This is a genomic window from Aeromonas allosaccharophila, assembly GCF_000819685.1.
Classification (GTDB): Bacteria; Pseudomonadota; Gammaproteobacteria; order Enterobacterales; family Aeromonadaceae; genus Aeromonas; species Aeromonas allosaccharophila.
In genome coordinates this window covers 1-14,211 of sequence record NZ_CDBR01000057.1, presented here as the reverse complement: position 1 = coordinate 14,211, position 14,211 = coordinate 1, and the positions used below count along the sequence as shown (strand labels likewise).

Annotated in this window: 12 protein-coding genes and 1 tRNA gene; 8 read left to right on the top strand and 5 right to left on the bottom strand. The window is 54.3% G+C overall.

The annotated features are described in order from the left end of the window. Positions 1 to 193 precede the first annotated feature (193 nt). The 4 genes from uvrD to BN1115_RS21645 all read left to right on the top strand — a co-directional run bounded on the left by uvrD (position 194) and on the right by BN1115_RS21645 (position 4,949). A complete protein-coding gene (uvrD, locus tag BN1115_RS11270; RefSeq protein ID WP_042657232.1) occupies positions 194 to 2,365 on the top strand; it encodes a DNA helicase II in 2,172 nt (723 codons plus the stop codon). 269 nt (positions 2,366 to 2,634) lie between these two features. Continuing rightward, positions 2,635 to 3,315 carry a hypothetical protein gene (locus BN1115_RS11265; protein ID WP_042657231.1) on the top strand — a complete coding sequence of 227 codons (681 nt, stop codon included), beginning with the start codon at positions 2,635 to 2,637 and terminating at the stop codon, positions 3,313 to 3,315. A 31-nt stretch (positions 3,316 to 3,346) separates the two neighbouring features. Next, positions 3,347 to 3,880: an ImmA/IrrE family metallo-endopeptidase gene (locus BN1115_RS11260; RefSeq protein ID WP_042657234.1), complete on the top strand. Its 534-nt coding sequence runs from the start codon at positions 3,347 to 3,349 to the stop codon at positions 3,878 to 3,880. Next, on the top strand, positions 3,870 to 4,949 hold the full coding sequence (locus BN1115_RS21645; protein WP_082034835.1) for a beta family protein: 1,080 nt from the start codon (positions 3,870 to 3,872) through the stop codon (positions 4,947 to 4,949). Before BN1115_RS11260 ends, BN1115_RS21645 begins: the two co-directional genes overlap by 11 nt. Here the strand turns inward: BN1115_RS21645 and BN1115_RS22245 are convergent. Both BN1115_RS22245 and ydfZ read right to left on the bottom strand, forming a co-directional pair. After that, on the bottom strand, positions 4,942 to 5,550 hold the full coding sequence (locus BN1115_RS22245) for a sce7726 family protein (protein WP_128821628.1): 609 nt from the start codon (positions 5,548 to 5,550) through the stop codon (positions 4,942 to 4,944). The genes BN1115_RS21645 and BN1115_RS22245 overlap by 8 nt on opposite strands. Before the next feature lie 544 nt (positions 5,551 to 6,094). Further along, the gene (gene ydfZ, locus BN1115_RS11255) at positions 6,095 to 6,292 is read right to left on the bottom strand and encodes a putative selenium delivery protein YdfZ (RefSeq protein ID WP_005357022.1); all 198 of its coding nucleotides are present in this window, start codon (positions 6,290 to 6,292) and stop codon (positions 6,095 to 6,097) included. A 311-nt stretch (positions 6,293 to 6,603) separates the two neighbouring features. Here ydfZ and BN1115_RS11250 point away from each other — a divergent pair, with 311 nt between their 5' ends. Continuing rightward, the gene (locus BN1115_RS11250; RefSeq protein WP_042657230.1) at positions 6,604 to 7,104 is read left to right on the top strand and encodes a DUF1993 domain-containing protein; all 501 of its coding nucleotides are present in this window, start codon (positions 6,604 to 6,606) and stop codon (positions 7,102 to 7,104) included. 151 nt (positions 7,105 to 7,255) lie between these two features. On the opposite strand, the gene ilvC is transcribed toward BN1115_RS11250, so the two are convergent. After that, positions 7,256 to 8,737 carry a ketol-acid reductoisomerase gene (gene ilvC / locus BN1115_RS11245; protein WP_042657229.1) on the bottom strand — a complete coding sequence of 494 codons (1,482 nt, stop codon included), beginning with the start codon at positions 8,735 to 8,737 and terminating at the stop codon, positions 7,256 to 7,258. 253 nt (positions 8,738 to 8,990) lie between these two features. Here ilvC and ilvY point away from each other — a divergent pair, with 253 nt between their 5' ends. After that, a complete protein-coding gene (ilvY, locus tag BN1115_RS11240) occupies positions 8,991 to 9,884 on the top strand; it encodes an HTH-type transcriptional activator IlvY (protein ID WP_042657228.1) in 894 nt (297 codons plus the stop codon). On the opposite strand, the gene BN1115_RS11235 is transcribed toward ilvY, so the two are convergent. Next, entirely contained in the window at positions 9,873 to 10,733 is an 861-nt protein-coding gene (locus BN1115_RS11235; protein ID WP_042657233.1) for a type 2 periplasmic-binding domain-containing protein, read from the bottom strand. The genes ilvY and BN1115_RS11235 overlap by 12 nt on opposite strands. Positions 10,734 to 10,925: 192 nt before the next feature. Here BN1115_RS11235 and BN1115_RS11230 point away from each other — a divergent pair, with 192 nt between their 5' ends. Both BN1115_RS11230 and BN1115_RS11225 read left to right on the top strand, forming a co-directional pair. Beyond that, the gene (locus tag BN1115_RS11230) at positions 10,926 to 11,117 is read left to right on the top strand and encodes a hypothetical protein (protein WP_005339486.1); all 192 of its coding nucleotides are present in this window, start codon (positions 10,926 to 10,928) and stop codon (positions 11,115 to 11,117) included. A 73-nt stretch (positions 11,118 to 11,190) separates the two neighbouring features. Continuing rightward, a complete protein-coding gene (locus BN1115_RS11225) occupies positions 11,191 to 13,773 on the top strand; it encodes a bifunctional acetate--CoA ligase family protein/GNAT family N-acetyltransferase (protein ID WP_042657227.1) in 2,583 nt (860 codons plus the stop codon). A gap of 256 nt (positions 13,774 to 14,029) precedes the next feature. On the opposite strand, the gene BN1115_RS11220 is transcribed toward BN1115_RS11225, so the two are convergent. Next, positions 14,030 to 14,106: transfer RNA gene (locus BN1115_RS11220), tRNA-Asp, on the bottom strand. Positions 14,107 to 14,211 lie beyond the last annotated feature (105 nt).

The window sequence follows — 14,211 nt, the reverse complement described above, 5'->3', positions numbered from 1 at the left end:
AATCCCCACAAACCGCGCGAGCAAGGGTTGGCTACAGCTGGAAACCTCGGCGCCCTCCTCTTTCTGCGCCAGCCAAAAATGGTCGCACCGGCGCCCCCGCAAGCCCCCATCTCGCCCCCTCCCCGAGTTTGGATTTGGTCTGGCAGGGGGATGGCCGTATAATCCCCGCCTGTATAAATAAACAGGAGTGGTGATGGACGTTTCAACCCTGCTCGACGGGCTCAACGACAAGCAAAGAGATGCCGTTGCGGCGCCCCGTAGCAATCTGCTGGTGCTGGCCGGTGCCGGTTCGGGCAAGACCCGGGTGCTGGTGCACCGCATTGCCTGGCTGATGCAGGTGGAACGCTGTTCACCCTTCTCCATCATCGCGGTCACCTTTACCAACAAGGCGGCGGCCGAGATGCGCGGCCGGGTCGAGAAAGTGATCGGTGACGGCGTGCGCGGCATGTGGATTGGCACCTTCCACGGTATCGCCCACCGCCTGCTGCGGGCCCACCATCTGGATGCGGGACTGCCGCAGGATTTCCAGATCCTCGACTCCGACGACCAGTACCGGCTGATCCGCCGGGTGCTCAAGGCGCTCAACCTCGACGAGAAGCACTGGGCCCCGCGCGCCGTGATGGGCTACATCAACGGCAAGAAGGACGAGGGGCTGCGCCCCGGCGACATCGACCTCTACGGCGACCCCGTCACCCGCACCTATCAGCAGATCTACAAGACCTATCAGGAGACCTGCGATCGCTCCGGTCTGGTGGACTTCGCCGAGCTGCTTCTGCGTGCCCACGAGCTGTGGCTCAACAAGCCGCACATCCTCGAGCACTACCGCGACCGCTTCCAAAACATCCTGGTGGACGAATTTCAGGATACCAACGGCATCCAGTACGCCTGGCTGCGGATGCTGGCGGGCAACAGCGGCAAGGTGATGATCGTCGGCGACGATGACCAGTCCATCTACGGCTGGCGCGGCGCCAAAATCGAGAACATCCAGCGCTTCCTGACCGACTATCAGGGGGCCGAGACCATCCGCCTCGAGCAGAACTACCGCTCCACCGCCAATATCCTCAAGGCCGCCAACAGCGTCATCGCCAACAACGCCGAGCGCCTTGGCAAGGAGCTGTGGACCGAAGGGGCCGAAGGCGAGCCCATCTCCCTCTACGCCGCCTTCAACGAGGTGGACGAAGCTCGCTTCGTGGTCGGCCGTCTCAAGGATTGGAAGGAAAAGGGCGGCCTGTTGGCCGACTGCGCCATCCTCTATCGCTCCAACGCCCAGTCGCGGGTGCTGGAAGAGGCGCTGATGCAGGACGCCATGCCGTATCGCATCTACGGCGGCCTGCGCTTCTTCGAGCGGCAAGAGATTAAAGACGCCATGGCCTACCTGCGGCTTATCAACAACCGTGGCGACGACGCCAGCTTCGAGCGGGTGGTCAACACCCCGACCCGCGGCATCGGCGATCGCACCCTCGAGATCCTGCGCGGCAACGCCCGCGATCAGGGGCTCAACCTGTGGCAATCGGCCAAGTCCCTGCTCAATGACAAGGTGCTAACCGGTCGCGCCGGCAACGCGGTGCGCGGCTTTGTCGAGCTGATCGACACGCTGGAGGAGCAGGTCGCCATGCTGCCGCTGCACCAGCAGGCGGATATCGCCATCCAGAACTCCGGCCTCAAGGCGATGTATCTGGCGGAAAAAGGCGAGAAATCCCAGGCGCGGGTAGAGAACCTGGACGAACTGGTCACCGCCTGCCGCCAGTACCAGCGCCCGGACGAGCTGGAGGATATGAGCGATCTCTCCGCCTTCCTCGCCCACGCGGCGCTGGAGTCCGGCGAGAATCAGGCCGACGAATATGCCGACGCGGTGCAGCTGATGACCCTGCACAGCGCCAAGGGCTTGGAGTTCCCGCTGGTGCTGCTGGTCGGCGTCGAAGAAGGCATGTTCCCCAGCCAGCAATCGACCGAAGAGTCAGGCCGGCTGGAGGAGGAGCGCCGCCTCTGTTACGTCGGCATGACCCGCGCCATGGAGAAACTCTACATCTGTTATGCCGAGAGCCGCCGCATCTACGGCCGCGAGATGTTCCACAAACCGAGCCGCTTTATCCGCGAGATGCCCGCCGAGTGTCTGGAAGAGATCCGGCTGCGCACTCAGGTGAGCCGCCCCACCCAGTACGGCCGCTTTAGCCAGAACGAGGTGCAGCAGAGCTTCGACGCCAGCGGCATTAAGCTCGGCCAGCGGGTGCTCCATCCGAAATTCGGCGAAGGGGTGGTACTCAACTTCGAAGGGGTCGGCCAGCAGAGCCGGGTGCAGATCCAGTTCGACGACGTCGGCGCCAAGTGGCTGGTGACGGCCTATGCCAGATTGGAAGCGCTGTGATTTTTCCCGCTCTTGATGCAATCAACCCGGCTTAGGCCGGGTTGGTGCCCGCCTATACTTGCATAAACCGATATCTAGGTTTAGCTGCTCGAATTCATGCTTTTGATGGATTTCCCATATACATATATTCAAATAGTGTGACATGCCTCATAGCAAACACCTATTTACATGAAATACAAATTAGATATGTATACAATAATGCACTTAAAATTTTAAACTGCTACTATTCACACTTAACTTAATGATTATCCCTTATATGGTGTTTGAAGATGACAGAAAAAGAATCATTAATTAAGAGGTTTTTTTTAGGCTCTGTAGAGATAATATGGGCAGCCATCTTCTTATATTTAATAGTTTTTACGTTAAATGAAGCTTTCGATAATGTAATCATCGATTACATTAAAAACCATGCTAAATATATTACCTCTGACTCTATAGCTGTGAAATCATTATCCAATGATGATAAGGCAACAATTGAACGATTAATAAACTCTGGTGTTGTATTAACATCAAATGATTTATTAGAGCGAAGTGTTGAGTTTTATACTAATGTAATTTCCGTTCTTGTTTTCACTGTTTCAGCATTTTCTATCGTGTCCTTCTTTTATATCAAAGGAAGTGTTGAAGATAAAAACTCCAGTCAAATAAGAAGCGCTGTATCAGCATACTTTGAAACAGATAAAGGGAACTATCTACAAACATTAGAAATAGTCAAAAATGAATTTGAAGGATGGACTGATGCCTATGACTTAGATAAAATAGGCCAAATGGTCAAGAAAACAGACTCTACTAGTGAAGATTTAAAGAATATAAAGCAAGAACTTGAAGTTATGATATCTAAGTTTGAACAGTTACGTGCTAATGTAGACTCTCACATTAGATCTCATAGTAGCGATAATAAAGAAGTTGCTGCAGAGACAGTAGTTAATCCAGATATGATGGGCAATTAATATGGCAATCAGACCTCGTAAACAGAAAATCATGTCTGATTTTTCACTAGATCAAGCATCTAGTGCCATGAGTATCAAAAATCCAACCCAATTATTGCAGTTAGCTAAAGCTAATGGCATTGAGACTATGCCACTGGATGTAATTTCTGTTGCGACAAAACTGCTCGGGTTGCGCCTGCAATTTAAGCCATTAGAAGAGTCCGTTTCAGGTTGCTTAAAATTTATTGATGGTCGCTGGACTGTTTATATCAATTCACTTGATCACCCCAAAAGGCAACGCTTTACTCTAGCCCATGAGATTGCTCACTTTATCCTTCATAGAGATAATATAGGATATGACTTTGTAGACAAAGAGTTTTTCAGAAGCTCTAGCTCACAAGATAAAATTGAACTGGAGGCGAATAACTTCGCTGGTGCAATTTTAATTCCAAAGGATGAATTAAAAAAATTAGTTGTTGAAAAGAACATTAGAGAACTAGATACGTTGAGTGATTTTTTTGACACATCTGCGATCGCTGTTAAGGTCCGTTCTGACGTGATATCTAGGGGGTATTATGGTTTCTAATAAAAAGTATTTTCCTACGACCAAAACAACGATAGCAGAGATGAGATGTCTCAAAAACCTATCTGATCATGTTAAAGATGGTATTGTTCCTGTTTTTGAGCTTACTAAGTCAAGGAAAACAAAGAATGATAAAGATGGGGATGTTTATAAAAGGATAAAAGAAATTTATGACATTTTTGAACAACGAGAATTTGTTCTAGATATAACTAATGAACAAGCATTAACTAACCCACAAATAGAAAGTTTTTTTGATGACTTTGACAACTGGGTAGACTTTGTAAAAGAAATATCTAATATTTATAACTGTAATGTAATCCCTACAATATTACTATTTGAAGATTCAACGCGTGAAGAAATTACTGATTTATATCATGCACTTAAAACCGTTTCAGGTAGCGGAAAGGTCTGTCTAAAAATTGACATGCCCAGTTTTTATAATGAACGCAATCAGGAAACTTTAAATACAATTATTGACGTATCCAAAGAGTTAGATGATGACATCATTATAGTTAACACGGGATTCATCGATCACAACGGAGGTGAGATGCATTGGAAATTAAAACAATGCCAAGATGTGTTACGCCTTATAGATAAAGAAAGTAATAACTTAGTTGTATTTACCGTCTCAACCTTCCCAAAATCAATGCTTGATTCAGCAAGCAAAGAAAAAGAATTTGAAAATCCAGAACACAAGAAATGTGGTGAAGTAAGTTTCCAATCTTTCAAAATATATGAGACTCTTAGAAGAGAGTTTGAGTATATTCATTATGGTGACTATGCATGTATTCATCCACACCGAAATGAAGCGAAAGCATTTAAATGGGTTCCGAGAATAGATTATCCATTTTCACAGAAAATTTTCTACTTTAGAACTGATGCTGGTTATGCTGCGTGCGCAAAAGAATTAGTAAACAAATATAAAGATATTAAAGAAGATAAGTTAAAATGCTGGGGTAGAGATGAGGTTTTTTCCGCCGCTAGCGGGGCCCCTGGAGGGTTGAGTCCATCGTATTGGATTTCGGTAAGATCAAACATACACATAACAAGAATGCATGCTCTTGTTAAATAATACTTATTACATGCCGTCGGAGAGAGAGCATCATTAACTTTTCATAACTGTTTAGTTGCTCTCTCTGATTCAAATACAATTTGTATATACTCGATATACGACTAGAAATGTGTTTTGTAATAAGTGAATCTACGTTTCTAATGGTCATATTGCCAGTTAAAATATCGTCTATAATATCTGATTTATTTTTTTTACTAGACAATTTTTTTAAAAATGAGAGTTCGCACATAGATAATCTAGCACGCACATCTAACCTTAATCTTAATTTAGCCTTTCTTAATATTATAAATTCTTTATCCTTTACAAAAATTATCCCCGCATCAATATTTTTATTGCTTTTTATTTTTTGTAGATGTTTCTCCCCACATATAATATATGTAGAATTAAAACACTTTTTATAATCATCAATCTGTTCTTGAAGAGTAGACAATGAGTCTAAATCGCTTTTAATTTCAAATGCTATTAGATATTTATCGTTAGAACATATTATATCTGCTCGACGACGTCCATTTAAAAATGGAAACTCAAACATCATCACGCCATCAAATGCCATTGGAATGAAATCAAGCGACAACAATTTAATATCTTCAGCATTGTCCATATAATGATTAACGTCTTAATTTCAAAATTAACATACTTTATTTTATCACATTCCATTTTCTTTGTATCTATTTTATGGTCACATGACTTTCCGTAAAAAGAACGCTGTATATGCCTAACGACATCATTTAATAATGGAATGCTAATTTTAGTTTTTCTCTTGGTGCAAATTATTTAAAAATGAAGTGACGTTGTTTATTTTAGGGAGAATAGATAAGGGAAATGATGACACTAATATAAAGCTATATATATACTGCTTTGGTTACCGCCTCTGGCGAAGAGGCACCACAGCCATCTCCAACAAAGGATTACCCTATCCAAACTCCGGGTTGCGGGACAGGGGCTATCTAGCAGCTTGTGAGTGACAGTGTGATAGCGGTAATTCCCCCCCCCCAATGCTATCGAACCTACACGATGATTCAAACCGGACTGAAGCGATGCGTTAGAAGAGTAGGCAAAACAGGTAGGGGGAAATCAGAAACCCGGCCGCCAGATGGGGCCGGCGGCCGGGTGAATTGTAAAGAGTAGGGTGACAGGGAAAGGGATCAGCCTAGTCTAATCAACTCGATGGGGGCGTAGCGCTCACCGGAGTTTGCCAGCAGCACGCACTTCTCATGCTCCGCCTGATAGGGGGTCATATTGTCGGTGTGGGCCTCTTTCAGGAAGTCGACTGCGCCAGTGGCGGCAATCATGACGCGCTGACCCTGGTTCAGCACATTGCGGTTACGGTCATAGATCTTCATTTCATTCTCCTTTTCTTGTGTCCTGGCGGATGCGCAGGCGTCTGTCCAGGACAACGGCATTCAGCCTACGCCTCTGAAAAAAGGTGATTTATGTCACAGATCAAAAAAGGGGCGATAAGGGACTCGCAGGTTCAAAAAGCGAGCATGGCCGCTTGGCCAGCGGTTGTCGCGCGAAGTAGCGCTACCCTGCCCTTTTCATCGTGGCAGGCTCGAACCCGGCAGCGGTTGGGGTATATTGGTGGCCGATTAGCCAGTCTCATTCACTGTGGCCGCGCAAGCGGGCCGCTGTTTCAACAAGATGGAGAGTGCTCATGAATCGCGATATCACCGCCCAGTTCATCAAGATGCTGACCAATCTGGATCACTGTCTGGCCAAGGCCGAGGCCCACGCCACGGCGAAGCAGTTCAACGTGGAGAACTTCTTCGGCGAGCGGCTGATCGTCGATATGCTGCCCCTTAGCAAGCAGGTGTTGATCTGCTGCGATTCGGCCCGCGCCGTGGTGGCCACCGCCAGCCACAGCGAGCTGCCGGTGCTGGGGGATGACCCCAAGACCATGGCGGATCTGCGCGCCCATATCGGCAAGACCATCACCTATCTGCAGGGCAAGCTGGAGGCGGACTACAGCCAGTACGCCAGCGGTCGTTACGTGCCCCACTGGGCGGGCGGCAAGGGGATGGATGGCCATACCTGCGTCCATGAGTACGGCATTCCCAACTTCTACTTCCACCTCACCATGGCCTACGCCCTGCTGCGCCAAGCCGGGGTCGATCTCGGCAAGCGCGACTATCTGGGCGGGCTCAACCTGCAATAAGCGCCGCTCGCCACAGGCGGCAAACAGATAGCAAAAGCCTGCCACGCGGCAGGCTTATGGTTGTATGGCCGGGCTGGCTGGTCGGGTGTCCCGTCCGACCGGCGACGGGGATCGTCATCCCCGCCCCTTCATCATCCAGCCCGATGCTGGCTTAACCGCCAACGGCGATGCGTTTCATGTCTTTCATGTAGCCACGCAGTACCTGGCCGATTTTTTCGATCGGGTGGTTGCGGGTCGCCTCATTGGCCGCCAGCAGCGCCAGGTTGTCGACGCTCTGCCCTTCTGCCTTGCTGGCCCCCAGGTCGCCCGCCTTCAAGGTCGGCATGAAGTGCTCACGCAGCAACGGCACGGCGGCGTTGGCGAACAAGTAGTTGCCGTACTCGGCTGTGTCGGAGATGACCACGTTCATCTCGTACAGACGCTTGCGGGCAACGGTGTTGGCGATCAGCGGCAACTCGTGCAGGGATTCGTAGTAGGCAGACTCCTCGTAGATACCGGAAGCCACCATGGTTTCGAACGCCAGTTCGACACCCGCCTTGACCATGGCCACCATCACCACGCCATTGTCGAAGTACTCCTGCTCGGCAATCTTGCCAGCGAACGCCGGGGCGTTTTCGAAGGCGGATTTGCCGGTCTCTTCGCGCCAGCCGAACAGTTTGGCATCGTCTTCGGCCCAGTCGGCCATCATGCCGCGGGAGAACTCACCGGCGATGATGTCGTCCATATGCTTCTCGAACAGCGGGCGCATCAGGATCTTGAGCTGCTCGGAGAGCTCGAAGGCGCGCAACTTGGCCGGGTTGGAGAGGCGGTCCATCATCAGGCTGATGCCACCCTGCTTCAGGGCTTCGGTGATGGTCTCCCAACCGAACTGGATCAGCTTGCCGGCGTAGGCCTTGTCAGTCCCTTCGGCAACCAGCTTGTCGTAGCAGAGCAGGGAACCTGCCTGCAGCATGCCGCAGAGGATGGTCTGCTCGCCCATCAGGTCAGATTTCACTTCCGCCACGAAGGAGGACTCCAGCACCCCGGCACGGTCACCGCCGGTGGCAGAGGCCCACGCCTTGGCGATGGCCATGCCTTCACCCTTGGGATCGTTCTCCGGGTGGACGGCAAGCAGAGTCGGCACACCGAAACCGCGCTTGTACTCTTCACGCACTTCGGTACCCGGGCACTTCGGCGCTACCATGACGACTGTGATGTCGGAACGGATCTGCTGACCCTCTTCCACCACGTTGAAGCCGTGGGAGTAGCCCAGCGCGGCCCCCTGTTTCATCAGCGGCATCACGGTTTTCACGACGTCGGAGTGCTGCTTGTCCGGGGTCAGGTTCAGCACCAGATCGGCGGTCGGGATCAGCTCTTCATAAGTGCCGACCACGAAGCCGTTGTCAGTGGCCTTCTGCCAGGAGGCGCGCTTCTCGGTGATGGCCGCCTTGCGCAGGGCGTAGGAGATATCCAGCCCGGAGTCACGCATGTTCAGACCCTGGTTCAGCCCCTGGGCACCACAGCCCACAATCACCACCTTCTTGCCCTTCAGCACGTCGCAACCGTCGGCGAATTCCGCTCGCTGCATGAAACGACACTTGCCCAGTTGGGCCAACTGCTGACGCAGGTTCAAGGTGTTGAAATAGTTAGCCATGGTGATTGCTCCGTTCGATTGATTCCATGCCGGGTAGCGGCGTTGTCTGAACCACTATAGCGCGGGACACTTATTGCCTGAACTGATATATTCGAAACAGTATGTTGCAAGAATTGAAAGATGATTCTTGGCAATTTCACCCCATGTGACTCCCCATTTCAGCAAAATTGCAGCTGAATTATCCGGGGAGGCGGTTGCCAGAGCCGAACGGTTCGGCATGAATTTATGCCCTGACTGCAGCAGGAAGTGATCAATGGACCTTCGCAATCTCGAGCTATTTCTCCACCTCGCCGACTCCCTCCACTTCGGCAAGAGCGCCGATGCCATGGCGGTCAGCCCCTCCACCCTGAGCCGCGCCATCCAGCGGCTGGAGCAGGAGACCGGCTGCATCCTGTTCGAGCGGGACAACCGCTCGGTACGACTCACCCCTGCCGGTGAGAAACTGCGGGAGTTTGGCGGCGGCCTGTTGCAAGAGTGGCGCCAGCTCAAGCAGGAGCTCAAACGCAGCGATGAACCGCTGCAAGGGCGGCTGCGAGTGTTCTGTTCGGTCACCGCCAGCTACTTTCTGCTACCCGAGGTGCTGGAGCGCTTTCGCCGCCGCTACCCCCAGCTGGAGATCAAGCTGGAGACCGGCGACCCGGCGCTGGCGGTGGACAAGCTCCTAGCTGACGAGGCCGATCTCGCCATCGCCGCCCGCCCCGATGCCCTGCCCGCCAAGCTGAAATTTGCCAGCCTGCAGCTGGTGCCGCTGGTCTTTATCGCGCCGCGCAACGCGCCCCAGCTGAACCAATGGTTCCGCCAGGGCGAGCCGGACTGGGAGCAGCTGCCGCTGATCCTCTCCGAGCAGGGGCTAGCCCGCAAACGCAGCGATCAGTGGTTTCGCAACAAAGGGATAGCGCCCAACATCTATGCCGAAGTGGCGGGTAACGAGGGGATTGTCGCCATGGTGGCGCTCGGCTGTGGCGTAGGATTGGTGCCGGCGGCGGTAATCGACCACAGCCCGCTCGGCGACAAGGTGCGGATCATCGACCTCAAACCCGCCTTCAAGCCATTTGATGTGGGGATCGGGGTACTCAAGAAGCGGCTGGAAGAGCCGCTGATCCGCGCCTTCTGGGATACTGCGCAGAATCAGGGGTCACTGCGCTAACCCCGGTTTATAGATAAGGGCCGGATCGGCCATCATGATACGACTGGCCTGGGGTAGATCAGGGTTGTGCAGCTCGAGGCGCACCCGCTCATCCAGTTTCAGCCGCCGAATGGTGCTGCCAAATCCCTCTTCAAAGACCCGGTCAAAAGCGCCGGATTGCCGTGCCCTCTGCAGGCCAAGCTCGATGCGCTGCGCCAGCTCCGGATATTTGGGCGAGACGAAAAACAGCAGCGCCAGCGGATAGCGAAACACCAGACGGGGCTCGATGGCGAGATCCGGATGCTGCTTGAGTTCATCCTCGACCTCGATGACCGAGCGCAGGAAGCAGTCAAAGCGCTTTTTGCGCAGCATGTTGAAGAGTGCCTCATAGAGGTTGCCCACCGTCACCTTGAGGCCGTTGGCCTTGAGCAACTGGGTATCGGGCCAGGATCTGTGCTGACCGATGGAGAGCCCGGCGCGATGCCAGTCCGCCAACGACCCGATCGCGGCAAAACGCCCCTCATCCCCCTGCCGAACCAGACAGACCCGCCACCCCAGCAGCCCCTTGGCCAGCGGAATGTGCACCGCCAGCAACTCCCGCTCTCGCTCACCATCCGGGGCAAAGACACCGACCTGAACCAGCTCGCCGCTGCGCAGCTCCTTCACCGCCCGCCCCTGCTCCATCTGCGGACTGGAAACCAGTTGGTAGGGACCATATTCGGGCACGGTGAGATCAAGAGAGAGCCGCAGCAACTGGACGACGGTGGGGTTGGGGTGATCCAGCAGCAGATTCCAGGCGCGGATAGGCTGCTCGGTTGCCGCTGCGCCAACCGTCCACAGTGCCATGCACCACCACCAGACTCTGATCATCCTGCGCACCATCCGTGCCTCATGCTCCTCGCCATACTATAACGCCAGCCAGCGCCTCAACGGTCCCCTCTCTGAAAGATGTGTGAGCGCTCTCGTGTCAAATCTCGTGTCAGAAGTGACAATAGGCAAACCCGGCAGCTCATCGCAGACTGAGCGTTCATCAACAAACGCCAAGGCGCAGGGAGGAGAGCCATGAAACAGCATCTGGTAGAGATCAAGGGTTCAACCCTGTTTGACGAGTATCTACAAAGCATGGGGGTGCCCAGCACGGCGCTGGACCGGGAGCAGGATATCTATCTGCAGGAGCGCCACCTGGGTGCCATTCGCCGGGTGCAAGGCGAACTGCGCTTTTATCTACGCGCCAATGCCCTGAACAAACGGTGATCAGGATCCGGTCACAGAACCCGCAGCAAAGGCGTATTAGACTGGTATCTTCCCCCTTTTGTCGGGAGTGCCCATGAAAGCAAGCGGTCTGGATCGGCTGTTTAAACCCCAATCAATCGCCGTGATCGGCGCCTCGACCGACCCGCTCAAGGCGGGTCATGTGATCGTGCGCCACCTGCTGGCGGGCCAGTTCAAAGGGCCCATCCTCCCCGTCACCCCGCGCAACAAGGCCATCGCTGGTGTGCTGGCCTATCCCGATATCGCCAGTCTGCCGCTGACACCGGATCTCGCCATCATCTGCACCAGGCGGGAACGGGTCTTGCCACTGCTGGAAGCGCTCGGCCAAAAGGGCGCGGGAGCGGCCATCATACTGGCTGCCGACTTTTCCCCCGAGGAGCGGCTGGAGCTGAAGCGGGTCTGCCAGCAATATGGCATTCGCCTGCTCGGCCCCAACAGCATGGGGATGCTGCTGCCCGGCCAGGGGATCAACGCCAGCTTTTCACCCATTGCCGCCAAGCCGGGACAGGTCGCTTTTCTGTCGCAATCCGCCGCCGTCAGTACCACCATTCTGGATTGGGCCAAGCAGCATGAGCTGGGCTTCTCCGCTTTCATCTCCCTTGGCGATCACTGCGATATCGACTTCGGCCAGCTGCTGGATCAGCTCTCCCGCGACAGCGTCACCCGCGCCATTTTGATCTACATGGACAAGCTGCACGACGCCCGCCACTTTCTCTCAGCGGCGCGGGCAGCCTCGCGCAACAAGCCGATCCTGGTGCTAAAAAGCGGCCGTCACGATCCGGCCCACGGCCTCGACAATGTCTATGACGCCGCCATCCGCCGCGCCGGTATGCTGCGGGTGCGGGATACCCATGAACTGTTTGCCGCGGTCGAAACCCTGAGCCATTCCATGACCCTCAAAGGGGAGCGGCTCGCCATCATCTCCAACGGCCGCGGACTGGCCAATATGGCGGTGGATGTGCTGCTGGAGCGCGGCGGCAAGCTGGCTCGCCCGCCGCTCGATATCGGCAGCGATGCCACCATCACCACCTATCAGGAGGCGCTGGACAGCGTGTTGCAGGAAGATGGCATCGACGCCATCCTGATCATCCACGCCCCCTCGCTCACGGCCCCGAGCGCGCCGCTGGCCAGCCATCTTATCGCCCATCTGAAACAGCATCCCAGAGCGCGCCGTTTCAACATCCTCACCAACTGGGCGGGCGAATACTCGGCGCAGGAGGGGCGCAAACTCTTTACCGAAGCGGGCTTCCCGACCTACCGCACGCCAGAAAGCGCCATGGCGGCCTTCATGCACATGGTGGAATACCGCCGCAACCAGAAGCAACTTATGGAAACCCCGGCGTCACTGCACGGCAACCAGCTCAATGTCGAGCTCTGCCAGCAGCTGATCCGCCAGGCGCAGGAGCGCAAACAGCTGAGGCTGGATACCCATCTGGTGCACCCGATTTTACAGGCTGCCGGCCTCTCGACCCTGCCAACCTGGATCGTCACCGACGCCATCGAGGCGACCCTGACCGCCGAGCAGATCGGCTATCCGGTGGCGGTGAAACTGCGCTCACCCGACATCCTGCACAAGTCCGCCGTTCATGGTGTGGTGCTCAACCTGCGCACCTCGGCTGAAGTGGCGCAAGCGGCAGATGCCATTCTGGATCGGGTCAGACAGCATGATCCGGGCGCCCGCATCGAAGGTTTGCTGGTGCAGCGAATGGCCCGCCGCAGCGGCGGCCTGGAGCTGCGGGTGCGGATCCAGCAAGATGCCATCTTTGGCCCTGTCATCCTGCTGGGCGAATCGGGCGCCGAACCGCAGGAGATGGTAGCGGCCTTGCCACCGCTCAATCAGGCGCTGGCTCGTTACCAGATCATCGGTGCGCTCAAAAGCCGCAAGATCCGCGAACAGGCCACGCCGGAGCGCCTGGATATCGATGCCCTCGGTCAGGTGCTCTGCCAACTCTCCGAGCTGCTGCTCGCCTTTCCGGAGATTCAGGAGCTGGATCTGCACCCGCTACAAGCGTGCGGCGCCGAGATGGTGGTACTGGATGCCAGCCTTACGCTGGCTGACCCCGCCATCCCGACCAGCAATCGACTGGCGATCCGCCCCTATCCCACCGAACTGGAGGAAGGCGCCTGGCTTAAAGATCAGCGCCACATCCTGCTGCGCCCGATCCGGCCGGAAGATGAACCGGCTCACAAGCAGTTCGTGCTGCAAGTCTCCGATGAAGACAGGTACAAACGCTTCTTCGCCGATGTGGGCGAGCTGGGCCATGAAGAGCTGGCTCGCATGACCCAGATCGATTACGACCGGGAGATGGCCTTCGTAGCTGTGGGGCAAGATGGCGAGCTGCAGGATCAGATCCTCGGCGTAGTGCGCGCTATCTCGACCCCGGACCAGAGCGATGCCGAGTTTGCCATTTTGGTGCGCTCGGACTTGAAAGGGGTGGGGCTCGGCAAATTGATGATGGAGAAGATCATCCGTTACGCCAAAGAACAGGGGATTGGCCAGTTATCCGGCATGACCATGCCCAGCAATCGCGGCATGGTCAACCTCGCCAAACGGCTGGGATTCAAGATCGACGTCCAGATGGAAGACGGGGTGGTCAATATGGCACTGCCCTGTAGTCAGCAGGCGGCAGAAGCCTGATCTTGCCGACAGAAACCCGGTTAAAATGATTATGAATTGAGCAAAAAAAGGTCGTGTTATAGCTCCAAAGCTCGGTCTCTCGACTGGCTTTGTCATTTTTAGTATCTAAATCAGGCTTTTTCCGACCAGAAGAATGCCAGACAGCCTGTAATGCCCTCTTTTTTAGTGTTCTCTCGGGATGCAAACATCGGAGTCTATGAGCAAAATCCGCCCATAGCAAAAAGGCCTTCCCATCTGGGAAGGCCTTTCAAATTAGTGGCGGAGCGGACGGGACTCGAACCCGCGACCCCCGGCGTGACAGGCCGGTATTCTAACCGACTGAACTACCGCTCCGCTGTCTGGTTAGCTTTTTGCTAAATTGTCTGCCGCTTCAACGAGGTGTCATCCTCTCGGCCAACGTCGTGATGTGCACGTCGCTGTTTAATTGGGTGCCTGGCA